This window comes from Rhodococcus sp. IEGM 1302 (genome assembly GCF_030056935.1).
Taxonomy (GTDB): Bacteria; Actinomycetota; Actinomycetes; order Mycobacteriales; family Mycobacteriaceae; genus Rhodococcus_F; species Rhodococcus_F qingshengii.
Genome location: NZ_JASHKY010000021.1, coordinates 15,371 through 40,219 on the forward strand (window position 1 = coordinate 15,371; position 24,849 = coordinate 40,219).

Annotated in this window: 25 protein-coding genes and 1 tRNA gene; 22 read left to right on the forward strand and 4 right to left on the reverse strand. The window is 62.4% G+C overall.

Annotation, left to right across the window (positions count from 1 at the left end):
- Positions 1-29: 29 nt before the first annotated feature.
- From QM609_RS22590 to thyX, 4 genes are read right to left on the reverse strand one after another with little or no spacing between them, the layout of a single operon-like run.
- Positions 30-653, reverse strand: coding sequence for a TIGR03085 family metal-binding protein (locus QM609_RS22590; protein ID WP_007735153.1), 624 nt, complete (start codon positions 651-653; stop codon positions 30-32).
- 59 nt (positions 654-712) lie between these two features.
- On the reverse strand, positions 713-2,722 hold the full coding sequence (locus QM609_RS22595; protein ID WP_050655788.1) for a ribonuclease J: 2,010 nt from the start codon (positions 2,720-2,722) through the stop codon (positions 713-715).
- On the reverse strand, positions 2,723-3,628 hold the full coding sequence (gene dapA, locus QM609_RS22600; protein WP_003942142.1) for a 4-hydroxy-tetrahydrodipicolinate synthase: 906 nt from the start codon (positions 3,626-3,628) through the stop codon (positions 2,723-2,725).
- 43 nt (positions 3,629-3,671) lie between these two features.
- Positions 3,672-4,424 (reverse strand): FAD-dependent thymidylate synthase, encoded by a 753-nt coding sequence (gene thyX, locus QM609_RS22605; protein ID WP_003942250.1) that lies wholly within the window; start codon positions 4,422-4,424, stop codon positions 3,672-3,674.
- A gap of 154 nt (positions 4,425-4,578) precedes the next feature.
- Here thyX and QM609_RS22610 point away from each other — a divergent pair, with 154 nt between their 5' ends.
- The 22 genes from QM609_RS22610 (at position 4,579) to QM609_RS22715 (ending at position 24,817) form a co-directional block, all read left to right on the forward strand.
- Positions 4,579-5,058, forward strand: a complete 480-nt coding sequence (locus QM609_RS22610) for a toxin-antitoxin system HicB family antitoxin (RefSeq protein WP_003942206.1) — start codon at positions 4,579-4,581, stop codon at positions 5,056-5,058.
- An 87-nt stretch (positions 5,059-5,145) separates the two neighbouring features.
- Complete coding sequence (locus QM609_RS22615) at positions 5,146-5,580, forward strand: SRPBCC family protein (RefSeq protein ID WP_003942203.1); 435 nt, start codon at positions 5,146-5,148, stop codon at positions 5,578-5,580.
- Between the two features lie 181 nt (positions 5,581-5,761).
- On the forward strand, positions 5,762-6,154 hold the full coding sequence (locus QM609_RS22620) for an Rv3143 family two-component system response regulator (RefSeq protein WP_042450864.1): 393 nt from the start codon (positions 5,762-5,764) through the stop codon (positions 6,152-6,154).
- A 211-nt stretch (positions 6,155-6,365) separates the two neighbouring features.
- Positions 6,366-6,725: an NADH-quinone oxidoreductase subunit A gene (locus tag QM609_RS22625; RefSeq protein WP_003942165.1), complete on the forward strand. Its 360-nt coding sequence runs from the start codon at positions 6,366-6,368 to the stop codon at positions 6,723-6,725.
- Positions 6,726-6,805: 80 nt separating this feature from the next.
- Positions 6,806-7,360, forward strand: a complete 555-nt coding sequence (locus QM609_RS22630) for a NuoB/complex I 20 kDa subunit family protein (protein WP_003942234.1) — start codon at positions 6,806-6,808, stop codon at positions 7,358-7,360.
- Positions 7,357-8,019, forward strand: coding sequence for an NADH-quinone oxidoreductase subunit C (locus tag QM609_RS22635; RefSeq protein ID WP_007735151.1), 663 nt, complete (start codon positions 7,357-7,359; stop codon positions 8,017-8,019). The genes QM609_RS22630 and QM609_RS22635 overlap by 4 nt, the downstream gene beginning before the upstream one ends.
- Positions 8,019-9,350: an NADH dehydrogenase (quinone) subunit D gene (nuoD, locus tag QM609_RS22640; RefSeq protein WP_007735150.1), complete on the forward strand. Its 1,332-nt coding sequence runs from the start codon at positions 8,019-8,021 to the stop codon at positions 9,348-9,350. Before QM609_RS22635 ends, nuoD begins: the two co-directional genes overlap by 1 nt.
- Positions 9,347-10,171 (forward strand): NADH-quinone oxidoreductase subunit NuoE, encoded by an 825-nt coding sequence (nuoE, locus tag QM609_RS22645; RefSeq protein WP_047271447.1) that lies wholly within the window; start codon positions 9,347-9,349, stop codon positions 10,169-10,171. The genes nuoD and nuoE overlap by 4 nt, the downstream gene beginning before the upstream one ends.
- Before the next feature lies 1 nt (position 10,172).
- Positions 10,173-11,492, forward strand: coding sequence for an NADH-quinone oxidoreductase subunit NuoF (gene nuoF / locus QM609_RS22650; RefSeq protein WP_050655787.1), 1,320 nt, complete (start codon positions 10,173-10,175; stop codon positions 11,490-11,492).
- Positions 11,489-13,918, forward strand: a complete 2,430-nt coding sequence (locus QM609_RS22655; protein ID WP_050655786.1) for an NADH-quinone oxidoreductase subunit G — start codon at positions 11,489-11,491, stop codon at positions 13,916-13,918. Before nuoF ends, QM609_RS22655 begins: the two co-directional genes overlap by 4 nt.
- Positions 13,915-15,255, forward strand: coding sequence for an NADH-quinone oxidoreductase subunit NuoH (gene nuoH / locus QM609_RS22660; RefSeq protein ID WP_007735147.1), 1,341 nt, complete (start codon positions 13,915-13,917; stop codon positions 15,253-15,255). The genes QM609_RS22655 and nuoH overlap by 4 nt, the downstream gene beginning before the upstream one ends.
- Entirely contained in the window at positions 15,248-15,805 is a 558-nt protein-coding gene (gene nuoI, locus QM609_RS22665; protein ID WP_007735146.1) for an NADH-quinone oxidoreductase subunit NuoI, read from the forward strand. The genes nuoH and nuoI overlap by 8 nt, the downstream gene beginning before the upstream one ends.
- Complete coding sequence (locus QM609_RS22670; protein WP_050655785.1) at positions 15,802-16,599, forward strand: NADH-quinone oxidoreductase subunit J; 798 nt, start codon at positions 15,802-15,804, stop codon at positions 16,597-16,599. The genes nuoI and QM609_RS22670 overlap by 4 nt, the downstream gene beginning before the upstream one ends.
- Positions 16,596-16,895 (forward strand): NADH-quinone oxidoreductase subunit NuoK, encoded by a 300-nt coding sequence (nuoK, locus tag QM609_RS22675; RefSeq protein WP_003942238.1) that lies wholly within the window; start codon positions 16,596-16,598, stop codon positions 16,893-16,895. The genes QM609_RS22670 and nuoK overlap by 4 nt, the downstream gene beginning before the upstream one ends.
- 1 nt (position 16,896) lies before the next feature.
- A complete protein-coding gene (gene nuoL, locus QM609_RS22680; RefSeq protein WP_050655784.1) occupies positions 16,897-18,789 on the forward strand; it encodes an NADH-quinone oxidoreductase subunit L in 1,893 nt (630 codons plus the stop codon).
- A complete protein-coding gene (locus QM609_RS22685; protein WP_050655783.1) occupies positions 18,783-20,387 on the forward strand; it encodes an NADH-quinone oxidoreductase subunit M in 1,605 nt (534 codons plus the stop codon). Before nuoL ends, QM609_RS22685 begins: the two co-directional genes overlap by 7 nt.
- Positions 20,384-21,979: an NADH-quinone oxidoreductase subunit NuoN gene (gene nuoN, locus QM609_RS22690; protein ID WP_050655782.1), complete on the forward strand. Its 1,596-nt coding sequence runs from the start codon at positions 20,384-20,386 to the stop codon at positions 21,977-21,979. The genes QM609_RS22685 and nuoN overlap by 4 nt, the downstream gene beginning before the upstream one ends.
- A 4-nt stretch (positions 21,980-21,983) precedes the next feature.
- Positions 21,984-22,667: a lysoplasmalogenase gene (locus QM609_RS22695; RefSeq protein WP_050655807.1), complete on the forward strand. Its 684-nt coding sequence runs from the start codon at positions 21,984-21,986 to the stop codon at positions 22,665-22,667.
- Between the two features lie 30 nt (positions 22,668-22,697).
- Positions 22,698-23,282, forward strand: coding sequence for an RNA polymerase sigma factor (locus tag QM609_RS22700; protein ID WP_050655781.1), 585 nt, complete (start codon positions 22,698-22,700; stop codon positions 23,280-23,282).
- Positions 23,279-23,995, forward strand: coding sequence for a hypothetical protein (locus tag QM609_RS22705; protein WP_050655780.1), 717 nt, complete (start codon positions 23,279-23,281; stop codon positions 23,993-23,995). The genes QM609_RS22700 and QM609_RS22705 overlap by 4 nt, the downstream gene beginning before the upstream one ends.
- Before the next feature lie 20 nt (positions 23,996-24,015).
- The gene (locus tag QM609_RS22710; protein WP_003942244.1) at positions 24,016-24,642 is read left to right on the forward strand and encodes a class I SAM-dependent methyltransferase; all 627 of its coding nucleotides are present in this window, start codon (positions 24,016-24,018) and stop codon (positions 24,640-24,642) included.
- 104 nt (positions 24,643-24,746) lie between these two features.
- Positions 24,747-24,817, forward strand: a tRNA-Cys gene (locus tag QM609_RS22715).
- The last annotated feature ends 32 nt before the right edge of the window (positions 24,818-24,849 follow it).

The window sequence follows — 24,849 nt, forward strand, 5'->3', positions numbered from 1 at the left end:
TCGAGCTCGGCTCCGGCAGAAGGGGGCCATCAGAAACTGCGATCGAGCGCCATCACGGATTGAACGTCGGCCAGTTCACCTTTGGCTTCGATCTTCACCTCGTTGCGACCGAAAGCGTGCAGCAGCAACTCGGCGGGTTCACCCTGCAGGACAACACTGCGAGAGCCGGATTTGTGGACGACCGCACTCTCGCCGGACGGAAGTTCGAAAATGACCTCGACAGCGGCTTTGCGGTAACCCATCTTGCCGATCTGCCGGGCGTACTTCCACAGCTGAGCCTGCCGACCCTCCGACAACGGACGCGGCGCCCAGTTCAGATGTGCGCGTCGTACATCTTCGTGGTGGATGAACATTTCCGTGGTATTTACCTGCGCGTCGAGCCAGTACATCGGCGACCACCGAGGCGGCCCACTCCGAACGTCGTCGAGGATCTCCTCCCACGGACGCGCCGCTGCGGCCTTACGCACGCTCTCGGTGTGACCGGCAAGAGGGCTCAACATGATTCCGGGAGCGGCGTCGAGACGCCGCTCCCGGACTATCAGATGTGCTGCCAGGTCACGATTGGTCCACTCCCCACACAGTGTCGGAGCATCGGGGCCGAATTCGACCATGCTGTCCACCAGGGCGAGTCGTTCGTCATGAGCGAAGGTCACCTTCGCCAAAGTACTCGAACCGGACCGGGTTCGAGCGGAAGCGACCTGCTGTGCCGAATCTACGGAACCGCGATGACCGTCGGAATGATCATCGGACGGCGGCGGTACTTGTCCGCAACCCAGCGTCCGACGACGCGGCGCACCGACTGCGCGATGCGATGAGCGTCGATGACGCCTTCGCTCGCCAACCGGGCCAGGTCCGATTCCACGAGATCCGCGGCAGCCTTGAGCGCAGTCGGATCGTCGGAGAAGCCGCGACCGGACACCTCGGGGGTGCTGACCGCACGGCCCGTCGACTCGTTGATGACGATGGTGATCGCGATGAAGCCGCCCTCACCGAGCACGAGACGATCGGACAGCGTCGGCTCACCGACATCGCCGACGGACAGACCGTCGACGTAGACGTGTCCGACCGGTACGCGTCCGACGATCTCGGCGAGGCCGTCCACCATGTCGACCACGACGCCGTCCTCGGCCAATACGATGCGCTCTTCCGGCACGCCGGTTGCCTTTGCCAGCGCGGCGTTGGCACGTAGGTGCCGCCATTCACCGTGGACGGGCATGGCATTGGTGGGCCGAACCGCGTTGTACAGGTAGAGCAACTCACCGGCGGACGCGTGGCCCGAGACGTGAACCTTGGCGCTCTGCTGGGTCACGACGGTGGCACCGCGCTTGGCCAAACCGTTGACCACGGCAAAAACGGAGTTCTCGTTGCCCGGGATCAGCGAAGACGCGAGAACGACAAGGTCGTTGGCGCGGATGTTGATCTGACGGTGTTCGCCGCGCGCCATCCGCGAGAGCGCTGCCAACGGCTCACCCTGCGAACCCGTCGAAATGAGCACCAGGCGATCGTCGGGAAGGGTGGCGGCGGTGTCGATGTCTACGACGAGGCCGTCGGGCACCGTCAGGTAGCCCAGATCCTGGGCGATCTGCATGTTGCGGACCATCGAGCGGCCGACGAAGACGATGCGGCGGTTGTACCGAGCGGCTACGTCGACGACCTGCTGGATGCGATGCACATGGCTGGCGAACGATGCCACGATGACACGCTGCTTCGCCTTGCCGATGACGTTGTCGAGCACTCCCCCGATTTCGCGCTCGGGCGTGACGAATCCCGGAACCTCGGCGTTCGTCGAGTCGACGAGGAACAGGTCGACGCCCTCGTCGCCCAGGCGGGAGAATCCGGCGAGGTCGGTCAGGCGGCCGTCGAGAGGCAGCTGATCGAGCTTGATGTCACCGGTGTGCAGTACGACGCCGGCGTCGGTGCGAATCGCGATCGCGAGAGCGTCGGGAATCGAGTGGTTGACCGCGAAGTACTCGCAGTCGAACGGGCCATGGGTGGTGGTGTTTCCCTCGACGACCTCGACCAGGTTCGGACGCAGGCGATGCTCGCGGCACTTGGCGGCAACGAGAGCGAGAGTGAACTTCGCGCCGATGACCGGAATGTCCGCGCGCAGACGCAGCAAGAACGGCAGAGCACCGATGTGGTCCTCGTGTCCGTGAGTCAAGATGACGGCTTCGACGTCGTCCATACGGTCTTCGATGTAGCGGAAGTCCGGGAGGATCAGGTCGACGCCAGGCTGCTGGTCCTCGGGGAACAGCACACCGCAGTCGACGATCAGCAACTTGCCACGGTGCTCGAACACCGTCATGTTGCGACCGATTTCGCCGATGCCGCCCAGCGCGACGATGCGCAGACCCGATGCCGGCGCCTTCGGGGGTGTTCCGAGGCGACCCGTGGGATCGACGGCCGGACGGTTCTCGGGGCGCTTGTTTCCGCGCCCGTTGCCCGACTTCGATGCTGCCGGTCGGTTACCGCCGGAAGATTTGCGCGGCGACCTCTCTTCGGTCGACTTCTTGGGTGCAGCAGATTTGGTGGCAGCGGACTTGGTTGCTGCAGATTTGGTTGCTGCGGCCTTCTTGGGCGGGGCGGCTGCGGCGGGGGCCGCTTCTGCCGCCGGCGCAGCTGGTGCCTCTACCGGTGCGGCCTTTGCGGCCGTTTCGGGAGCCGGAGGCGAAGGCGGACCGGCTTGACGACTGGCACTACGACGTCGGGGGGGACGGGTCATTTACAAAACTCCTGCCGCATGCAGATCGGCGGCAAGACCGTCGATCTGCTCTTTAGTGGGTGCAACCTGCGGAAGGCGTGGTTCTCCGACATCGATTCCGATGAGTCGCAGACCCGCCTTCGAAGCGCTGACACCGCCGAGGCGGGCAACGGAACGAATCACAGGGATCAAACTGAGGTTTATCTCGCGTGCGCGGGCGATGTCGCCGGACACGAACGCGGTGTGAAGGTCACGGAGACGACCCGGAACAAGATGGCCGATGACGCTGACGAAGCCGGTGGCGCCGACAGCGAGCCACGGCAGATTCAGCGGGTCGTCGCCGGAGAAGAACTGAAGCTCGGTGGTGCCGATCAACTCTGCGCCGGCGTTGAGGTCGCCCTTGGCGTCCTTGACGGCCTTGATTCGCGGGTGCTCGGCGAGTCGGCGGATCGTCTCGGTCTCGATGGGAACGACGGAGCGGGGCGGAATGTCGTACAACATGACGGGCAGGTCGGTCGCGTTGGCGACGGCGGTGAAGTGTGCAAACAGTCCGGCCTGGGGCGGACGTGAGTAATACGGGGTGACGACGAGCAGACCGTGCGCTCCGGCGCGAGCCGCGTCACGTGCGAGTTCGACGCTGTGAGCGGTGTCGTTGCTGCCGGCGCCTGCAACGATCTTCGCGCGGTTACCGACGGCGTCGATCACTGCGCGGAGCAGGTCGAGCTTCTCGGACTCGGTGGTGGTGGGAGATTCACCGGTGGTACCGGCAAGAACGAGGCCGTCACAGCCGTTGTCGACGAGATGGGCTGCGAGGCGCACTCCCGCGTCGACGTCCAACTTCCCGTCGGCAGTGAACGGGGTCACCATCGCAACGGAAATGGTGCCGAACGGACGCTCGACAAGAGAAGCGGAATCACCGTAGGTCATGGTCAGAAGGTTACCCGGTTCAGCTCTTACTTCTGCACACGAGTCACGACTCGGCCGCAAATGCGCTGACGGCAATTTCCGATCCGTCGCTTCCGCGAAGAATCTCGTAGTCCCCGAACACATTTGGCGCGACATCACGAAGCTGACGCAGGCACTCGACCGCGACTCGCCGGATCTCGACATCCGCATGTTCGGTGGCACGCATCTCGACGAAGTGCCGCCAGGCCCGATAGTTCCCGGTCACGACCAAGCGCGTCTCGGTGGCGTTGGGCAGCACCGAGCGCGCAGCCTGCCTGGCTTGCTTGCCCCGCATCGGGGCACCGGGCACCGATTGCAGTTTCCCTTCGAGGGCAGTCAGCAGTTCCCCGTAAGCGCGACGGCTTTCGTCGGTGGCATTCAGAAACAGTGCTTCGAGCTCGGGATCACCTTCGACAGCAGGAGGCACGACGACGTTTGCATCGTTCTCACGGACGAATCGCTGCGAGAGTTGCGAGTACGAGAAGTGCCGGTGACGAATCAATTCGTGAGTGCACGAGCGCGAGATACCGGTGATGTAGAAGCTCACTGTCGCATGCTCGAGCACCGAAACGTGTCCGACCTCGAGCAGATGCCTCAGATAGCCGGCGTTGGTTGCGGTTCGCGGATTCGGCTTGGACCAACTCTGGTAGCAGGCTCGACCGGAGAACTCGACCAGCGCTTCGCCACCATCCGCGTCCGTCTCCCACGGAATGTCCTCGGGCGGGAAGAACTCGGACTTCGCCACCAACTGCACTTTCAGTGACACCGTGTTCGGCACAACCCACTCCTCGACAAGCACGAAACGACCAGCACGAAACCCGGGCGCCGTTCGCCTCAGGTGCTGGGCAACTCTATAGCGGTCGACCGCCCTCGATACCGAGTGACGTCATCACATCCTTGACTGACGTCACTTTTGACGCCACTGTGGTGTCATGGACATTTCGGAGTACACCGCAAAGCTGCAGAACGACCTCGCCACTGCAGCCGAACTCGGCGACGATCACACGCGCCGGATTGCGGCGTCGTTGTCCGCCGCCATCGAACCCTCGGTCCGCCTGGTCTTGTTGGCCGCGGCGACGGAACTGGCCAAGGAGATCGGGGCGAAGCTGGGCGACCGAGAGGTCAAGGTGAATCTCGACGGAAGCGAATTACTGGTCGACGTCGTTCGCCCGCCGAACTCGACCGGCGGCGAAGGTGCAAACGAGAAGGCAGACGACGAGAAGAAGGACTCAACCTACTCGTTCGACGACGTCAGCGGAGATATCAGCCGGGTGACGTTGAGGATGATGGAACAGATCAAAGCCCGCGCCGAGGAGGCCGCCAATCAGAACGGAGTCTCCCTCAACTCGTGGGTTTCACAAGCCGTCCAGGGCGCATTGCGGGACCAGATGCGCAAGAACGGCATGGACTAGCTCGACGCCAACCCGATCACCGAATGATCTAATTGCGCAACTGCAGTAATCACGAACCGTTGCCGCAAGGCGAGAAGGAGCACGTTCATGGCCGTTTCGGGCGTCAAGGAATTCGAGATCAAGGCTGATCCGGAAACGGTGATGAAGGCCGTAGCAGCCGTCGATCGGCTGCCGGAGTGGTCGTCTGCACACAAGAAGATCACCATCGAGAGCACCCACGACGACGGTCGCCCCCATCGCGTTCGCATGGCCGTGTCCATTCTGGGAATCAACGACGAGCAGGTAGTCGACTACACCTTCGAGGGCGACGAGAAGGTGACCTGGACCCTCGTGGAGAGCGGTCAGCAGAACCAGCAGGACGGCTCGTACGTCTTGACTCCCACCGACGGTGGAACCAAAGTCACCTTCGAACTGACCATCGATCCCAAGATCCCGCTGCCGGGCTTCCTGGTGAAGAAGGCACAGAAGACGGCGCTGGAAACAGCGAGCAAGGGCCTGACGAAGTTCGTCGAAAACTTCTGAGCGCACACGCAATTCAGGCGGCCCTTACTTCCGGCGTTCATCGCCGGGTAGGGGCCGTTTGCCGTGAAGCCGAGCTGTGTTTTCGCGGAAGTCCCTGCCGATGTTGAAGATTCGCCGGTAGCCAGGGACCGCCCGGAGTAACGTCGGCCGCGTGTCCGCCGAGACCGCAGAGCCCAACTCCATGGCACCCGTGCGCATCCTCGTCTACAGCGACGACGCACACACGCGCGAGCAAGTTCGGCTCGCTCTCGGAGAGCGCCCACATCCGTCGATGCCCACCATCGACTACATCGAGGTCGCGACGGCACCGATCGTCGTAGCCAAGCTCGATGCCGGCGGAATCGACCTCGCCATTCTCGACGGCGAGGCGAGTCCGGCGGGCGGCATGGGCGTCGCGAAACAACTCAAGGACGAGATCGCCGACTGTCCACCGATCCTCGTACTGACCGGTCGACCCGACGATGCGTGGCTGGCGTCGTGGTCGAGAGCGGAAGCCTCAGTGCCGCAGCCGATAGATCCGATCGAACTTGCTTCCACCGTCATCGCGCTTCTGCGTCGACAACTGAGCCGGTGAGCACCCGTTGCAGCGGTGATTCGTTGCGGCGCCGACTACTTCGGACTTTCGAGAGCGAAACTCGGCACCCCGAAAACGAACCCAATGTCGGAGGCCTCCCCTAGTGTGGGTGTCGCAGGTCACATAAGTATCGAATTGCTGGCAGTATCGAAATCGAACGGCACCTTCGGGCTGGGCGGACATCCGCACAGCGGAGAGGAGTTCGGGTGACATGAACGCTTACATCCCCATTCTCGTCCTCGGGGTCATCGCGATGGCCTTCGCTGTGGTGTCGGTTGTTCTCGCGTCCGTGGTCGGCCCGAAGCGGTACAACAGGGCGAAACTCGAAGCCTACGAATGCGGAATCGAACCGGCACCCCGTACCGCCGGTGGCGGGCGGTTTCCCGTCAAGTTCTATCTGACGGCAATGCTGTTCATCATCTTCGACATCGAGATCGTTTTCCTCTACCCGTGGGCGGTGCATTTCGATTCGCTCGGCCTGTTCGGCCTCGCGGCGATGGGCCTTTTCATAGTCAACGTCTCGGTGGCATACGCATACGAATGGCGACGAGGCGGTCTCGGTTGGGACTAGGCCAGCGGACACAGGTACAGCACACATACGTCAGACAAAACCGGTCACACCGCAGCTGTTACGACTGAAAAGAGTCGGATATGGGTCTCGAAGAAAAGCTCCCCAGCGGATTTCTACTGACCACTGTCGAGGGCCTGGCAGGGTATGCCCGCAAAGGATCACTGTGGCCTGCCACCTTCGGGCTCGCGTGCTGCGCGATCGAGATGATGGCAACCACGTCAGGTCGCTTCGACCTGGCGCGGTTCGGCATGGAGGCATTCCGCGCGTCGCCGCGACAGGCAGACCTTCTGATCGTGGCCGGGCGGGTCAGTCAAAAGATGGGGCCGGTACTTCGTCAGGTCTACGACCAGATGGCCGAGCCGAAATGGGTTCTGGCCATGGGTGTGTGTGCGTCGTCCGGCGGAATGTTCAACAACTACGCAGTGGTACAGGGCGTCGACCACATCGTGCCGGTCGACATCTACTTGCCCGGCTGTCCGCCGCGGCCGGAGATGCTCCTGAACGCGATCATCGAACTGCACCGAAAGATCCAGGAGATGCCCCTCGGCGTGAACCGCGAAGAGGCACGCGCGGCAGCCGAGCGCGCCGCACTGGCATCCACCCCCACCATCGACATGAAGGGGCTTCTGCGATGACCGCGGGCAACAACGGATCGAGGGGGATGTTCGGGGTCCGCGGCAGTGGTGACACCTCGGGCTACAGCCGGCTCGCCCCGCCGATCTCAGTAGAGGACAAGGCCTCTCGACCGTTCGGTGGATACTTCGACGAAGTTGCGGACTCCTTGGATGCCGCATTGCGCAGCGGGGGCAGCACTTTCACCGATGCAATCGAGCGGGTAGTGATCTTTCGAGACGAGATGACGCTGCATGTCGAACGGTCTCACCTCCCGCAGGTCGCGCGCAGACTGCGCGACGAATCGGAACTGCGCTTCGAACTTTGCCTGGGTGTCGATGGAGTCCACTATCCGCAGGACACCGGTCGCGAGCTCCACGCCGTATATCCATTTGCTTCGATCACGCACAACCGCCGGATCAGACTGGAAGTGTCCGTGCCGGACTCCGATCCACATATTCCGTCCATCGTCGGGATATACCCCACCAACGATTGGCACGAGCGTGAGACCTACGACTTCTTCGGGATCGTCTTCGACGGTCACCCGGCCCTGACCCGTATCGAGATGCCCGACGACTGGAAGGGCCACCCACAGCGCAAGGACTATCCGCTCGGCGGTATCCCGGTCGAGTACAAGGGCGCCCAGACTCCTCCACCCGACGAGCGTAGGTCGTACAACTGATGAACGAGACGACAGGAAGCAACTCCGGTGCCACGACGGAAACCGTCGTCACAGCATCGGGTCAGGACTGGGACGACATCGTCACCGCGGCCGCTCGCCAGCGAACCGGCGAGGCCGAACGGATCGTGGTCAACATGGGCCCGCAGCATCCGTCCACTCACGGCGTCTTGCGCCTCATTCTCGAAATCGAGGGTGAGACAGTCGTGGAAGCTCGGTGTGGAATCGGCTACCTGCACACCGGAATCGAAAAGAATCTCGAATACCGGAACTGGACGCAGGGCGTCACTTTCGTTACTCGAATGGACTACCTGTCACCGTTCTTCAACGAAACCGCGTACTGCCTCGGAGTCGAAAAACTTCTCGGCATCACCGACGACATTCCCGAGCGAGCCACCGTCATTCGCGTGATGATGATGGAGCTCAATCGAATCTCGTCGCACCTTGTCGCCCTGGCAACCGGTGGAATGGAACTGGGCGCCGTGACGGCGATGCTGTTCGGATTCCGCGAACGCGAATTGATTCTGGACGTGTTCGAGACGATCACCGGACTGCGGATGAATCACGCCTACATCAGGCCTGGTGGTCTCGCTCAGGATCTACCCGACGGGTCGGTCGCGAAGGTACGAGAACTGTTGAAGGTCCTACCGAAACGGTTGCGTGACGTCGAACTGATGCTCAGCGACAACTCCATCTGGAAAGCCCGCACCCAGGGAATCGGATATCTCGATCTCACCGGCTGCATGGCGCTCGGCGTGACGGGGCCGGTCCTACGCGCCACGGGTCTCCCCCACGATCAGCGTCGAGCGCAGCCCTACTGCGGCTACGAGAACTACGAGTTCGACGTCGTGACGCACGACGGATCCGATTGCTACGGAAGGTACGTCATCCGTGTCGAGGAGATGAAGGAGTCCCTCAAGATCGTCGAGCAGTGCCTCGACAAACTGCAACCGGGGCCGGTCATGGTGGACGACAAGAAGATCGCCTGGCCTGCCGATCTCGCTGTCGGACCGGATGGCCTCGGCAATTCGCAGAAGCACATCGCCAAGATCATGGAGTCGTCCATGGAGGGTCTGATTCACCATTTCAAACTGGTCACCGAAGGAATCCGCGTGCCGCCCGGCCAGGTGTACGTCGCCGTCGAGTCCCCGCGTGGCGAGTTGGGTGTGCACATGGTCAGCGACGGGGGAACCCGGCCGTACCGCGTCCATTTCCGGGATCCGTCATTCACCAACCTTCAAGCGGTAGCGGCGATGTGCGAGGGAGGCATGGTGTCCGACGTGATCGCCTCGGTTGCCAGTATCGATCCCGTCATGGGCGGAGTGGACCGATGACCGGCCCGAACGGCTCGTCACGGGTGTTCATCGAACTCGGGCCGCGCCCGGACGAGCCCACGCAACTGGTACGCCCTGGCGCACGATCGAGTTATCCGCCTGACGTACTCGCCCGACTCGACGCCGATGCCGAAACCGTCATCGCTCGTTACCGTGAGCCTGACGCCGCGGCGACCACCAGTCGATCAGCCCTCCTGCCGCTCCTTCATCTCGTGCAGTCCGAGGACGGGTACATCACCCCGGCCGGGATCGATTTCTGCAGTGCCAAGCTGGGTTTGACCGGCGCCGAGGTTGCCGCCGTTTCCACCTTCTACTCGATGTATCGCCGTGGTCCGACGGGTGAGTATCTGGTCGGAGTCTGCACCAACACGCTGTGCGCGATCATGGGCGGAGACGACATCCTCGCAGCACTCGAAGAGCATCTCGGGTCAGCAGGCTCCAGAGACGAAGGCGGACACTCCATCTCGACGTCCGACGGCAAGATCACCCTCGAACACATCGAGTGCAATGCGGCGTGCGACTATGCCCCCGTCATGATGATCAACTGGGAGTTCTTCGACAACCAGACTCCGGAATCGGCGCGCTCACTCGTCGATGCGCTCCGCGCCGGAGAGCGCGTGACACCCAGTCGCGGTGCCACACTGTGTTCGTTCCGACAGACCGCACGCACCTTGGCCGGTTTCCCGGATACGCGAATCGAAGCAGCCGAAGCACAAACAATCGGCGGGGCAACTCTTGCCGGACTGCGTATCAGCCGATCTCACGACGACAACCCACCCGGCTCGGCCTCAGCAGCCGACGCTCCCGACGAAGGGAAGTGACATGACACTCGCCCCCGTCCTGAGTCGCTACTGGGATCAACCGAACTCGTGGACTCTCGACAGCTACCTTCGTCACGACGGCTACCAAGCCCTACGCAAAGCGCTAGCCATGTCCCCCGACGCCGTGATCGAAACGGTCAAGGACGCGGGCCTTCGTGGGCGCGGTGGCGCCGGTTTCCCGACGGGCCTCAAGTGGAGTTTCATCCCACAGAGCACCGAAGACAAGCCAGGAGACGGCAAGCCTCACTATCTCGTCGTCAATGCCGATGAGTCCGAACCGGGCACATGCAAGGACATGCCGTTGATGATGGCGACCCCACACACGTTGGTCGAGGGAGTCATCATCGCGGCGTATGCAATTCGAGCGGCCAAAGCGTTCATCTACGTCCGGGGCGAGGTGGTCCCGGTCCTGCGACGTCTGCAGACCGCCGTGGCCGAGGCCTACGCGGCCGGATACCTGGGCCGCAACATCCTCGGTTCGGGATTCGACTTGGATCTCGTCGTGCACGCCGGAGCAGGCGCGTACATCTGTGGTGAGGAGACAGCCCTCCTCGATTCGTTGGAGGGACGACGCGGTCAGCCTCGACTGCGGCCGCCATTCCCCGCCGTCGCCGGCCTCTACGCCTGCCCGACCGTCGTCAACAACGTCGAGTCCATCGCGAGTGTGCCGTCGATCGTCCTGGGCGGCCCGGAGTGGTTCCGGTCGATGGGAAGCGAGAAGTCGCCGGGGTTCACGTTGTACTCGCTCTCTGGTCATGTCACCACTCCCGGCCAGTACGAGGCGCCGCTCGGCATCACGTTGCGAGAACTTCTCGACTACGCGGGCGGCGTTCGCACCGGGCACACCCTCAAGTTCTGGACTCCCGGCGGATCCTCGACTCCGATCTTCACCGACGAACATCTCGATGTCCCACTCGACTACGAGGGCGTCGGCGCGGCGGGATCGATGCTCGGCACCAAAGCACTGCAGATATTCGACGACACAACCTGCATCGTGCGTGCGGTGCTGCGGTGGACCGAGTTCTATGCCCACGAATCTTGCGGTAAATGCACGCCGTGCCGCGAAGGCACGTACTGGCTGGTGCAGATCCTGCGTCGGCTCGAAGGCGGAACAGGTACTGAAGCTGATCTCACCAAACTTCTCGACATCTCGGACACCATCCTCGGAAAATCCTTCTGCGCGTTGGGCGACGGAGCGACCAGCCCGATCATGTCCTCCCTGAAGTACTTCCGCGAGGAATACGTAGCGCATTTCGACAGCAACGGATGCCCGTTCGATCCTCGCCGATCCGTTCTCGCGACAGGAGCGTTCGTCTCATGACTGCAGCCGACGCTACCAAGAACGACGCCACCAAGACCGACACGGCACCGCCCACTGATCTAGTCGCCCTCACCATCGACGGCCGGGAACTCCAGGTACCCAAGGGCACGTTGATCATTCGCGCTGCAGAGATGATCGGCACACAGATTCCGCGGTTCTGCGATCATCCTCTTCTGGACCCGGTCGGGGCGTGCCGACAGTGCATCGTGGAGGTCGAAGGTCAACGCAAGCCGGTGGCGTCCTGCACGACACCGGTTGCGGACGGAATGGTCGTCACCACACAGCTCACGTCACCGGTGGCGGAGAAGGCGCAGCGCGGGGTAATGGAACTCCTGCTCATCAACCACCCTCTGGACTGCCCCGTGTGTGACAAGGGCGGCGAGTGTCCGCTTCAAAACCAGGCGATGTCGACCGGTCGCACCGAATCCCGGTTCGGTGAGGAGAAAAGGACCTACCCCAAGCCCATCCCACTCTCGTCCGAAATCCTGCTCGACCGCGAGCGTTGCGTCCTCTGCGCCAGATGCACACGGTTTTCGGGCCAGATCGCCGGCGACCCGTTCATCGATCTCCTCGAGCGCGGCGCGCTTCAACAGGTCGGGATCTACGCCAACGAGCCCTTCGAGTCCTACTTCTCGGGCAACACCATCCAGGTGTGCCCGGTCGGCGCGCTTACCAGTACGGCATACCGATTCCGGGCGCGACCGTTCGATCTGGTGTCCAGCCCCAGCGTGTGTGAACACTGCGCCGACGGATGTGCTCAGCGCACGGACCACCGTCGCGGAAAGGTTCTCCGCCGTCTCGCCGGGGACGACCCCGAAGTCAACGAGGAATGGAACTGCGACAAGGGCCGTTTCGCATTCACGTACACGACCCAAGGTGATCGGATCACCACTCCCCTGATCCGCAACGCTGACGGCGAATTGATTCCGGCGTCGTGGCCCATGGCACTCGACCTCGTTGCGCGATCCTTCGCGCAGGCCCGCGGTGACGCAGGCGTACTCGTCGGCGGACGCTCTACCTTGGAGGACGCCTACGCCTACGGCAAGTTCGCGCGAGTTGCTCTCGCTACCAACAACATCGACTTCCGAATCCGTGCTCATTCTGCCGAAGAGGCAGGTTTCCTCTCAGCACACGTCGCCGGCCGCACACTCGAAGAGTCGGTGACGTACCAGGACCTCGAGTCGGCCCCGGCCGCATTGCTGGTAGCTCTCGAGCCCGAGGAGGAGTCACCGATCATCTTCCTGCGGCTACGCAAGGCCGCACGTTTCGGCAAGACGACGGTGCTCTCCAGCGCGCCATTCGCTACGCGCGGCCTGCAGAAGATGGGCGGCTCTTTGCTTCGGACCGTACCCGGAAGTGAAGCAGCTCTGATGGATTCGTTGTCTCACCCCAGCAGCGAGGAGGGCCAGCTCCTCCGGCAGCCCGGTGCAGTGATCCTGTTGGGCGAACGACTCAGTGAGGTGGCGGGCGGCTTCGCCGCGGCGGTACGTCTCGCCGAAGCGACAGGAGCTTGTTTGGCTTGGGTCCCACGCCGCGCTGGTGATCGCGGCGCCGTCGAGGCCGGCGCACTACCGGGATTGCTTCCCGGCGGACGCCCCGTTGCGGACCCGGCAGCACGTCGGGAGGTGGAATCAGTGTGGGGGGCCTCCATCCCGGCATCCGACGGGCGCGACGCCGCGAGTCTGCTGGGTCCGGGGCAGACGACTGCTGCCCTTCTTGTCGGCGGCGTCGAATTGAGTGATCTCCCGAACCCGGCGAAGGCAAGGGCCGCGATCGAAGCAGCAGGTTTCGTGGTGAGTTTGGAGATCCGTCACAGCGGAGTCACCGAACTCGCCGACGTCGTCTTCCCGGTGGCACCGGTCGCCGAGAAGCCCGGAACCTTCCTCGATTGGGAAGGCCGCGAGCGCGTGTTCGACACTGCGTTGAGAACGACAGGAGTGATGCCGGATCAGCGCGTTCTCCACGCGATCGCAGCCGAGATGGGCATCGATCTGGGCCTACCCGACGCAGATTCCGCACGCTCGGAGATACATCGCCTCGGCGATTGGTACGGATCGCGCCCCACCTCGCCTCAGGTCCCGTCAGGCACCATGCCCACACCGGCACTGGGCGAGGCAGTGTTGTCGAGTTGGCGAATGCTGCTCGACAACGGCCGATTGCAAGACGGCGAGCCCAACCTGGCGGGTACGGCACGGCTCCCACTCGTACGTTTGTCTGCCGAGACCGCTGCCGAGATCGGCGCCGACAACGGCGATCACGTTGCGGTGTCGACTGAATCCGGTTCCATCACATTACCGTTGGAGATCACCGAACTCCCGCCTCGAACAGTCTGGCTCCCGCTCAATTCACCGGGTAGCACGATCTACGAAACGCTCTGCGTTACCGCGGGTTCCGTGGTGAAGATTGCGAAGGCGGGAGCGCAATGACCACCCACGAGTACGGGACCGTGTCAGCTCCGGTCGACCTGTCGGCGTTCGGGCACGACCCGTGGTGGTTGGTGATCGGCAAGGCTCTCGCCATTTTCGTGTTCCTCGTACTCACACCGCTGGTGGCAATTTACGCGGAACGAAAGGTCATGGCACGCATGCAGATGCGTGTCGGACCGAACCGCGTCGGCCCCCGTGGAATGCTCCAGAGTCTCGCTGACGGAATCAAGCTCGCCCTCAAGGAGGGCATCACACCGACCGGCGCCGACAAACCGATTTATCTCCTCGCGCCCGTCATCGCAGTCGTGCCCGCGTTCATGGCCTTTGCCGTCATCCCGTTCGGTCCGCAGGTGTCGATCTTCGGAACCCTTTCACCCCTGCAACTGACCGATCTTCCGGTCGGAGTTCTCTACATCCTCGCCGTGACTTCAATCGGTGTGTACGGGATCGTGCTTGCCGGCTGGTCGTCCGGATCGACGTATCCACTACTGGGCGCACTTCGATCGACCGCGCAGGTCATCTCCTACGAGGTAGCAATGGGGCTGTCCTTCGCCGCAGTCTTCCTCTACGCCGGCACGATGTCCACGTCCGGCATCGTCAGCGCCCAACAAGGTGCCTGGTACGTCTTTCTCCTCCTGCCGTCCTTCCTGATCTACGTGACAGCCATGGTCGGCGAAACCAACAGGGCTCCCTTCGACCTTCCCGAGGCCGAGGGTGAACTGGTGGGTGGGTTCCACACCGAGTACTCCTCACTCAAGTTCGCGATGTTCATGCTGGCCGAGTACGTGAACATGGTGACGGTGTCCGCTCTGGCCACGACACTGTTCCTGGGCGGGTGGCACGCACCGTTCCCGTTCAACCTGTGGGACGGCGCCAATTCCGGTTGGTGGCCGGTGCTGTGGTTTGTCGCCAAGGTGTGGGGCTTCCTCTTCGTCTTCATCTGGTTGCGCAGCACGCTTCCTCGATTGCGCTACGACCAGTTCATGAATCTCGGATGGAAGATTCTCATCCCCGCTGCCTTGGTGTGGGTGATGGTGATCGCGACCGTTCGTGCGTTCCGCAACGAGGGTTACAACACCTGGGTCGTACTTCTTTGCGTCGCACTGGTTCTCGGAGCTGCGCTCCTGATCGTGTTGGCCGGGACTTACCGCAGCCGACGCCGAACCGCCGCGTTGGTGCCCGATTCGGGGACCCGGCCTTTCGATGCGATGTCGGGCGGCTTCCCGGTTCCACCCCTACCTGGTCAAACGCTGCCGACCCGAAAACTACCGGGTCAGAAGGTGCCACCGCCGCGGCGGACAGATGTTTCCGACACATCGGAGGACTCCCATGCCTGATTTCCTCGGACCTATCGCGGGTTTCGGAGTGACGCTCTCGACAATGTTCAAGAAGCCCGAGACCGAGTTCTATCCGGAGGAGAAGCGCCCCACCGCGCCCGGATACCACGGTCGCCATCAACTCAACCGGTATGCGGACGGACTCGAGAAGTGCATCGGTTGCGAACTGTGTGCCTGGGCCTGCCCCGCCGACGCGATCTATGTCGAGGGTGCTGACAACACCGAAGAAGAACGGTTCTCCCCCGGCGAGCGTTACGGGCGGGTGTATCAGATCAACTACCTGCGGTGCATCGGCTGTGGCCTCTGCGTCGAGGCTTGCCCCACTCGGGCTCTCACCATGACCAACGAGTACGAGATGACCGACGACAACCGAGCCGGATTGATCTACGAGAAGGACCGCCTTCTCGCGCCCCTGAAACCCGACATGGCAGCGCCACCACACGCGCTGCGTCCCGGCACAACTCAGGACGACTACTACCGCGGCGACATCACAGCAGCTCCCGAACAGCCAGCACCCGAGCAAGAGCCGAACCCGGAGACCGAGAAATGATCGCGTCGGTCACGACCACGATCCTGGCGGAGGGAACGATGACATCGACCTCCACCGGCGAGGCGGTGCAGTTCTGGATCCTCGGAACCCTTGCGGTGATCAGCGCTTTGGGCGTGGTCGCCGCCCCCAAGGCCGTCTACTCTGCGCTCTTCCTTGCAATGACGATGATCATCCTGGCCGTCTTCTACATCGTGCAGGGCGCACTGTTCCTGGGTGTCGTCCAGGTCGTCGTCTATACCGGCGCAGTGATGATGTTGTTCCTGTTCGTCCTGATGCTGGTCGGCGTGGATTCTTCGGACTCCTTGGTCGAAACGCTACGGGGACAACGCGTCAGCGCGATCGTGATCGGTGTCGGATTCGGACTGCTCCTCATCGGCGGACTCGGAAATGCGTCGATCTCGGGCTTCACCGGATTCACCGGACTCGACCAGGGCAACATCGACGCTCTCGCCGATCTCATCTTCATCCGCTACGTCTGGGCCTTCGAACTGACTGGCGCACTGCTGATCACGGCGACACTTGGTGCAATGATGCTCGCGCATCGGGAGAAGATCGGAGCCACACTCAGCCAACGCGAACTCTCGCAGCAACGATTCGCGTACCTGGGCAGCGATGAGAGTGATCCCGACAAGGGCTCGGCCACTCCCCTCCCCAGTCCCGGCGTGTACGCACGTCACAACGCAGTGGACATGCCGGCACTGTTGCCCGACGGAACGTTCTCGACGCTCTCCGTCAGCAGCGCACTCACTCCGCGTTCCCCGGATCCGAGTACCGGTGAGGAGTCTGCGCGATGAATCCCGAGAATTACCTGTATCTGTCGGTCCTGTTGTTCACCATCGGGGCTGCGGGAGTCCTCCTGCGACGCAACGCCATCGTGGTGTTCATGTGTATCGAATTGATGCTCAACGCCGCGAACCTGGCATTCGTGACCTTCGCGCGCATGCACGGCAATCTGGACGGCCAGATCTTCGCCTTCTTCACGATGGTGGTAGCTGCGGCCGAAGTAGTCGTCGGCTTGGCAATCATCATGATCATCTTCCGATCTCGGCGTTCTGTGTCCGTCGACGACGCAGACCTGCTGAAGTACTGACATGTCAGGAGGAATCACGTCCGCCATCTGGTTGCTCCCCGCCCTGCCCCTGTGCGGCGCCGCTGTCCTGTTGCTGGCGGGTCGTCGCACGAACGCGTGGGGCCACCTGTTCGCCAGCGTCATGGCACTCGCGTCGTTTGTCGTCGCAGTGGTGTTTTTCATCGCCATGCTCGGCCGCGACACCGCCGACCGCACCGTCACCGAGCACCTGTTCAGTTGGGTCCCGGTCGACAGTCTTCAGGTCGAGTTCGGACTGCAGCTTGATCAACTGTCGATGTGTTTCGTCCTGCTCATCACCGGTGTAGGTTCGCTGATCCACATCTACTCGGTCGGCTACATGGCGCACGACCCCGAGCGTCGTAAGTTCTTCGCCTACCTCAATCTCTTCCTCGCTGCGATGCTGCTCCTCGTGCTCGCCGACAACTTCCTCGGGCTCTACGTCGGCTGGGAAGGCGTCGGTTTGGCGTCGTACCTGCTGATCGGTTTCTGGCAGCACAAGCCGTCGGCGGCGACCGCTGCCAAGAAGGCTTTTGTCGTCAATCGGGTGGGCGACATCGGATTGATGATCGCGATGATGTTGATGTTCAGCACGTTCGGCTCGCTCTCGTTCAGCAGCGTCTTCGCCGACGCGTCTGGTGCAAGCGAAGGTGTCCTGACGGCGATCGGCCTGATGCTCCTCCTCGCTGCATGCGCGAAGTCCGCGCAGGTGCCACTGCAGTCGTGGCTCGGCGACGCGATGGAGGGCCCCACCCCCGTCTCGGCTCTGATTCACGCGGCCACGATGGTCACGGCCGGCGTCTATCTGATCGTGCGCGCCAATCCGATCTTCGATCTCGCACCCGACGCTCAACTCGTGGTTGTCATCGTCGGTGCCGTGACGCTGCTGTTCGGTGCGATCATCGGCTGCGCGAAGGACGACATCAAGAAAGCGCTCGCCGCGTCGACCATGAGTCAGATCGGATACATGGTCCTGGCGGCGGGCCTCGGACCAGCTGGATACGCCTTCGCAATCCTTCATCTGATCACCCACGGATTCTTCAAGGCGGGCCTGTTCCTCGGCGCGGGTTCGGTGATGCACGCGATGAACGACGAAACCGACATGCGGCGCTACGGCGGACTTCGAGCGTTCATGCCACTGACTTTTGTCACGTTCGGGCTCGGATACCTTGCCATCATCGGTGTTCCGCCGTTTGCCGGGTTCTTCTCCAAGGACAAGATCATCGAGGTTGCGATCGGCGAGGGTGGCGTCAAGGGTGTTGTGCTGGGCATCGTCACCCTGTTGGGTGCGGCCCTCACTGCCTTCTACATGAGCCGCGTGATGCTGATGACCTTCTTCGGGAAGGCCCGCTGGGAGAACCAGAAACCTCACGAATCTCCGGCAGTGATGACGTCTCCGATGATCATCCTGGCGGTGGGGTCCGTCGGCGCCGGGATGCTCCTGACCATCGGGTCCAGCTTGCAGAACTGGCTCGAACCGGTTGTCGGCTCACATCACGTCGAACCGCCGATACCCGCATGGTCGATCACCGCGCTGGCGCTGCTCGCAGTTGCCGCCGGCGTCGCGATTGCGTATCGCGAGTACGCCACCCGGGAGATTCCACTTGTGGCACCGACTCCGGTTTCACCGTTGACCGGTGCGGCTCGCCGCGATCTGTACGGTGACGCCTTCAACGAGACGGTGTTCATGAAGCCCGGACAACAACTCACCAAGTCGTTGGAAGTGTTCGACACCAAGGGAATAGGCGGCGTCGTGGGCAGCTTTGCGGTGGTCGTCACCGGGCTGTCCGCGCTCACGCGGAAGCTACAGACCGGGTTTGTTCGCTCGTACGCGCTGGTGATGTTTGTCGGAGCAACACTCGTGGTCGCGACAATGATGGCGGTGACACTGTGGTGATCGAAGCGGCGGTGGGCGACTCTGTGACCAATACCGGCTTCCCCGCGCTGACGGTGCTCTGGTTGCTTCCGCTCATCGGAGCGGGTGTTGTCCTCGCTCTGCCGGCACGGTCGTACCAATTTGCGAAGTATCTCGCATTGGCTGTGTCCGTGGCAGTCCTGGTGGTCGCCGCCGTTCTCGGAGTTGCGTTCGACCGCGGCGGCGAACAATTTCAGTTTGTCGAAAGCCACAGCTGGATACCGGCTTTCGGCACCAGCTACGCACTCGGACTCGACGGGATCGCACTCGTTCTGGTTCTTCTCACCGCAGTGCTGGTGCCATTACTACTGATCGCGGGCTGGAACGACGTCCCGGCAGACCCAGCATCACCCAAGAGAATGCCGCACACCTATTTCGCGCTGATCCTTGTTGTCGAGTCCATGGTGATGATTTCGTTCAGCGCCTTGGACATTCTCTTGTTCTACATTTTCTTCGAGGCCATGCTGATACCGATGTATTTCCTCATCGGCGGGTTCGGCGGAGTGGGCAGATCTCGCGCAGCCGTGAAGTTTCTGCTCTACAATCTCCTCGGCGGCCTGGTCATGCTCGCTGCGGTCATCGGCCTGTACGTGGTCACCACGCGCGACGAGAGTCCCTTCGCCAGCGGCACTTTCGACTTCCGGGCGATCGCCTCAGCGGCAAACAGCGGTGAACTCGGTGTGGGACCCGGGGTGCTCAACGCCTTGTTCCTCGGATTCATGTTCGCGTTCGCGGTGAAAGCACCGCTCTGGCCGCTGCACAGTTGGTTGCCGGACTCCGCGGTGGAATCGACTCCGTCGACAGCAGTGTTGATGATGGCGGTCGTGGACAAGGTGGGCACGTTCGCGATGATTCGCTACTGCCTGCAACTGTTCCCGGAGTCGTCGTCGACCTTTGCACCGTGGATCATCACGCTCGCCGTTATCGGGATCGTCTACGGCGCAATACTGGCGATCGCGCAAACAGACGTCATGAGACTGATCGCCTACACGTCGATTTCGCACTTCGGCTTCATCATTCTCGGAATCTTCGCGATGACCAGCCAGAGCCAGGCGGGTTCCGCGCTGTACATGGTCAATCACGGAGTCTCCACTGCGGCTCTGTTCTTGATTGCGGGATTCCTCGTCTCGCAGCGAGGTACTCGATCGATCGCGGCGTACGGCGGCGTCCAGAAAGTTGCACCCGTACTTGCCGGCACATTCCTCGTTGCGGGGCTGGCAACGCTGTCGCTGCCGGGTCTCGCGCCGTTCATCAGTGAGTTCCTGGTGCTGATCGGGACGTACTCGCGATACCACGTGGCCGCTATCGCGGCGACTGCCGCGCTTGTCCTGTCCGCGATCTACATACTCTGGCTCTACCAGCGCATGATGGGCGGACCTGTGAAGGAAGGGCAGGGAACGATCCGCGACCTCGCTCGACGCGAACTCGTGGTGGTCGCCCCTCTGATCGCACTCCTGTTGCTTCTCGGCATCTACCCCAAGCCTGCCTTGGACGTCATCACTCCTGCAGTGAGCCATACGGTCGTCGACGAGATTCCGACCCCGCTCGTCGCCGACCACGAAGGAGGTGCCCACAAATGAGTTCCTTCAACGACGTGACCATCCTCGGCTCAGCCGGCACGGCGTCACCCAGTGTCGAATACAGCTTGCTCTCGCCAATGTTGATCGTGTTCGGTGTTGCGGTTGTGGGCGTACTCATCGAGGCATTTGCACCCCGGCGTTTTCGATACCCCGTGCAACTCGTCCTCGGTGTCGCAGGCTTGGCGGCCGCATTCGTGGCAGTGCTTCTGCTCGCCGGCACGCGGTCTACGGCGATGATGGGTTCTGTAGCGGTCGACGGTCCGACCCTTTTCCTGCAGGCCACGATCCTTCTCGTGTCGATCCCCGCAGTACTGCTGATCGCCGAGCGAGGCTCGGGCAACACCGCCGAGGTGATCGCGCAACACGACGCGCTCGGCGGTTTCACCCCTCAAGCGTCGAGCGTCCCCGGAAGTGTTGCGGAACAAGAAGCAGTGAAGGTGGGTCTCGCCCAGACCGAGGTCTTTCCGCTCACCCTCTTCGCTGTCGGCGGCATGCTCCTTTTTCCCGCGTCCAACGATCTGCTGACGATGTTCGTTGCGCTCGAAGTGTTCTCACTGCCTCTGTATCTCCTGTGTGGTCTGGCACGCCGACGTCGCCTGCTCTCCCAGGAAGCTGCGCTCAAGTACTTTCTGCTCGGGGCATTTTCGTCGGCGTTCTTCGTTTTCGGAATCGCGTTGCTGTACGGCTATGCCGGGACGGTCACGCTCTCCGGTATCGCCGACGCAGCACGCAGCGGGTCGGGTACCGACGCCTTCCTGTGGCTCGGGACAGCACTCGTGGCCGTGGGATTACTGTTCAAAGTCGGTGCCGTGCCGTTCCATTCGTGGATTCCCGACGTCTATCAAGGGGCGCCGACGCCGATCACCAGTTTCATGGCTACTGCGACCAAGATCGCCGCATTCGGTGCCATCCTTCGTGTCTTCTATGTGGCTCTGCCCAACGAGTACGTGAACTGGCGTCCACTGATGTGGGCGGTCGCGATTCTCACGATGGTTGTCGGATCGATCGTCGCTGTGACGCAAACCGATATGAAGCGGATGCTCGCGTATTCGGCCATCGCGCACACCGGATTCATTCTGACTGCTGTGGTTGCGGATTCGGACGCCGGCCTGGCCTCGGCGATGTTCTACCTACTGGCCTACGGATTCAGCACCGTGGGCGCGTTCGCCGTCGTGAGTCTGGTTCGGGACGCAGACGGTGAGGTCGCGACGCTCTCGCGCTGGGCCGGATTGGGCCGGCGCTCACCGCTGGTCGGAGTTGTGTTTGCACTGTTCCTGTTGGCTTTCGCCGGAATCCCGTTGACCAGTGGGTTCATCGGAAAGTTCGCGGTGTTCAGCGCGGCAGCCGAGGGCGGGGCCGCACCTCTCGTGATCGTCGGCGTCCTGTGCAGCGCGATCGCCGCGTACTTCTACGTGCGAGTGATCGTGTTGATGTTCTTCACCGAATCGGCCGCAGACGCTCCGACCGTCGTGGTGCCGAGTGCACTGACCAGCAGTGTGATCGGCCTCGGCGCCGGTGTCACGCTCATCCTCGGCATACTCCCCCAGCCGGCGCTCGACCTCGCCGAGCGTGCAGCGGACTTCCTACACTGAGCCGATGCGTGAATCTGATTGCGACGCCGGACTGCCGAGCACCATCCGGTCGCCATGGTTCGTGGGGTTTTCAGCGGTAGCGATTGTCCATCTGATCCTCAATGCCGCTGATGCTGCGCCCTGGGACGGGATCACCAAGGTCATGCTCGCTCCGATTCTGGCTGCCTGGGTTGTCGCCCGACGCGGACCTCGAATTGTTGCTGCTGCACTGATTGCCTGTGCTTTCGGAGATTTGTTCCTGATCTGGGAGACCACGTTTGTCATCGGGATGGCAGCCTTCGCGATCGGTCACCTCTGCTTCATCCGATTCTTTCTCTCACACGGCGCGCTTCGGGAGATACGAAGGCGGCCATGGTTTCTGTGCGCTTACACCGTCGCTGGGATCGCTCTTGTGTCGTACACCTGGACCGGTCTCGAACCTGAACTTCGAATTGCCGTCCCCGTGTACGCCGCAATCCTGGTGGGAACCGCATCAACCGCACTGACGTACAACTCGATCACCGGTATCGGCGGCGCGCTGTTCCTCACCTCTGACGCCCTCATCCTGCTCGGCCAGGCGAACAAGTGGCAGCCCGCCGCTGCGGGCATCTGGATCATGACGCTGTACATCCTCGCTCTGTTGCTTCTGACAGTGGGAGTTCTCGGCCGGAGTAACACGCCAAACCGTCCATTAGCTCAGAGGCTGTAAGGATCAGCAACCAGCCGGACATCTCTTCATATGACCCCGAAATCCGAGGAACAACCGCCGCCGAGCGGCGAAGAGCGGTTCACCGCCCTGTGGGACGCCTACGCCGGTCGGGTGTTCGCGTATACCTGTCGCCACGTTGATCATCACAGCGCGCAGGAGGTTGTCTCCGAGACGTTCCTCGTTGCCTGGCGACGCTTGGACGAAGTGCCCGAGCATGCACTGCCGTGGCTGTTGGTGGTGGCTCGTAACACCGTGAACAACAACCGTCGCAGCGTTCGGCGCCTTGACGCGCTCACCGAGAAGATGGGACGCATCGAGCAGATTGCGGCATCGACGCCGGGCGCCGACGTCACTGTCACCGAACGCACGGAACTGCTCGAAGCACTGGCAACACTCACCGTCACCGAACGTGAAGCCCTGCTCCTGACTGCCTGGGACGGGTTGACCGCCACCGAAGCCGCGCGGGTCGCTGGGTGTTCGGTTCCGGCCATGCATGTTCGTCTCTTTCGCGCTCGGCGTCGATTGCGCGCCGGGTTGACTTCAGAATCCGACACCGTAATCCCGATGAACACCGCCCGACCTTGCGCTGCCGCCGAACACGGGAGTACCCCATGACCAAAGATCCGCTCACCACGCTCGAGAAGCTGCGGCCGAGCGATACGGTTTCCGCCGAACTCTGGCCCGAGAACGTCCAAGATGCCGCACGCACCCGAATCATGGCTACCGAAAACAACATTGGGGCAACCAAAGCTCCACGCCGTCGCGTCGGTGCCATCGTTCTCGTCGCGGCGATCTGCGCAGCAGTGGTGGTGGGCTGCGCCGCTGCCACGGGGATGATGCCGAAAGCGTTCACCGACATGTACTCGGGTTGGCAGACGATGCCGGGAACCAACGGCGGAATAGATCCGTCCACCGCCGAGCGGGTCGGGTCCATTCCCGGACCTGACGGAACCTTGTTCAGCGTCTTTGTCGCCCACGGCGCTAATGGCTGGAGGTGCGTCGCCCCGGTTTTCGAGGCGTCAGCCGACATCGACAAGGTTGGTCCGTCGAAATTCATCGGCCTCGGACACGGCTGCAGATCAATTGACTTGTACGGCGCAGATTCATTCGGGGGCGGCGCCGGGTACGAGGCCGGTCCGCACGAGGCGACCTACGACGCAGGAGCAGGAGGTGCTGTCCGAGCCGAACTTCACACCGCAGACGGCCAGATCTATCCGACAATTCTTGCCGAAGACCGCTTCTACGGATGGATTCCCCTGTCGCTCACGTCCCCTCGTCCAACCCTCGTCGGATATGCCGCAGACGGGACGGTCGTCGGCACCCGGTGAGCTGTCGGTACCCTCGAAAGATGACTGCACACGCCCCGAACGAGCGCATCCCCAGCCAGTGGGAAGAGATCACTGCAGCCGACTCGACGCATTCCACACGATATGTCGAGCGTTTCCGTTCCATGAGAGCGGACGGCAAGGACATTGTCGGGGAAGCACGTTTGATCGACGCGATGCTCGGACGCGGTGGCCGGGTTCTCGATGCAGGGTGCGGGCCTGGCCGACTCGGCGGTTATCTGCACGACGTCGGGCATGTGGTTGTCGGAGTCGATGTCGACCCGGTTCTCATCGCTGCCGCAGAAGAAGACCACCCCGGACCGACGTGGCTTGTCGGCGATCTCGCCGAACTCGATCTGCCGGCCCGCGGTGTCGAGGCGGATTTCGACGTCATCGTGTCGGCAGGCAATGTGGTGGCGTTTCTCGCGCCGTCCACCAGGCAAGCAGTATTGTCAGGATTTGCTCGTCATCTCGCTCCGAGCGGCCGAGTAGTCATCGGATTCGGTGCCGGCCGTGGCTACGAGTTCCCCGAGTTTCTCGCCGACGCGACCGCGAGTGGCCTCGAGGCTGATCTGCTGCTCTCCACGTGGGATCTTCGCCCGTTCAAGGAGGATTCCGAATTCCTGGTCGCGGTGTTCTCCCGCGCCTGACCCGGCACTTCCCCCGCAGTCCCTGCGATCCGTCACACGGCGATCAACTCACCCTGATCACAATGGTGGCGACTGTTGTTCACTACGAACATAATTGGATCAATGCGGGTGTGGCCGAGCGGCAAGGCAGCGGTCTGCAAAACCGTCCACGCAGGTTCGACTCCTGCCATCCGCTCCCCTTGCGAACCAGCGACTCATGTCGCAACC

Coding starts and splice junctions, on each gene's coding strand:
- QM609_RS22595 (WP_050655788.1), bottom strand. CDS start 2,722: ATGACCCGTCCCCCCCGACGTCGTAGTGCCAGTCGTCAAGCCGGTCCG.
- dapA (WP_003942142.1), bottom strand. CDS start 3,628: ATGACCTACGGTGATTCCGCTTCTCTTGTCGAGCGTCCGTTCGGCACC.
- QM609_RS22610 (WP_003942206.1), top strand. CDS start 4,579: ATGGACATTTCGGAGTACACCGCAAAGCTGCAGAACGACCTCGCCACT.
- QM609_RS22615 (WP_003942203.1), top strand. CDS start 5,146: ATGGCCGTTTCGGGCGTCAAGGAATTCGAGATCAAGGCTGATCCGGAA.
- QM609_RS22620 (WP_042450864.1), top strand. CDS start 5,762: ATGGCACCCGTGCGCATCCTCGTCTACAGCGACGACGCACACACGCGC.
- QM609_RS22625 (WP_003942165.1), top strand. CDS start 6,366: ATGAACGCTTACATCCCCATTCTCGTCCTCGGGGTCATCGCGATGGCC.
- QM609_RS22630 (WP_003942234.1), top strand. CDS start 6,806: ATGGGTCTCGAAGAAAAGCTCCCCAGCGGATTTCTACTGACCACTGTC.
- QM609_RS22635 (WP_007735151.1), top strand. CDS start 7,357: ATGACCGCGGGCAACAACGGATCGAGGGGGATGTTCGGGGTCCGCGGC.
- nuoD (WP_007735150.1), top strand. CDS start 8,019: ATGAACGAGACGACAGGAAGCAACTCCGGTGCCACGACGGAAACCGTC.
- nuoE (WP_047271447.1), top strand. CDS start 9,347: ATGACCGGCCCGAACGGCTCGTCACGGGTGTTCATCGAACTCGGGCCG.
- nuoF (WP_050655787.1), top strand. CDS start 10,173: ATGACACTCGCCCCCGTCCTGAGTCGCTACTGGGATCAACCGAACTCG.
- QM609_RS22655 (WP_050655786.1), top strand. CDS start 11,489: ATGACTGCAGCCGACGCTACCAAGAACGACGCCACCAAGACCGACACG.
- nuoH (WP_007735147.1), top strand. CDS start 13,915: ATGACCACCCACGAGTACGGGACCGTGTCAGCTCCGGTCGACCTGTCG.
- nuoI (WP_007735146.1), top strand. CDS start 15,248: ATGCCTGATTTCCTCGGACCTATCGCGGGTTTCGGAGTGACGCTCTCG.
- QM609_RS22670 (WP_050655785.1), top strand. CDS start 15,802: ATGATCGCGTCGGTCACGACCACGATCCTGGCGGAGGGAACGATGACA.
- nuoK (WP_003942238.1), top strand. CDS start 16,596: ATGAATCCCGAGAATTACCTGTATCTGTCGGTCCTGTTGTTCACCATC.
- nuoL (WP_050655784.1), top strand. CDS start 16,897: ATGTCAGGAGGAATCACGTCCGCCATCTGGTTGCTCCCCGCCCTGCCC.
- nuoN (WP_050655782.1), top strand. CDS start 20,384: ATGAGTTCCTTCAACGACGTGACCATCCTCGGCTCAGCCGGCACGGCG.
- QM609_RS22695 (WP_050655807.1), top strand. CDS start 21,984: ATGCGTGAATCTGATTGCGACGCCGGACTGCCGAGCACCATCCGGTCG.
- QM609_RS22700 (WP_050655781.1), top strand. CDS start 22,698: ATGACCCCGAAATCCGAGGAACAACCGCCGCCGAGCGGCGAAGAGCGG.
- QM609_RS22705 (WP_050655780.1), top strand. CDS start 23,279: ATGACCAAAGATCCGCTCACCACGCTCGAGAAGCTGCGGCCGAGCGAT.
- QM609_RS22710 (WP_003942244.1), top strand. CDS start 24,016: ATGACTGCACACGCCCCGAACGAGCGCATCCCCAGCCAGTGGGAAGAG.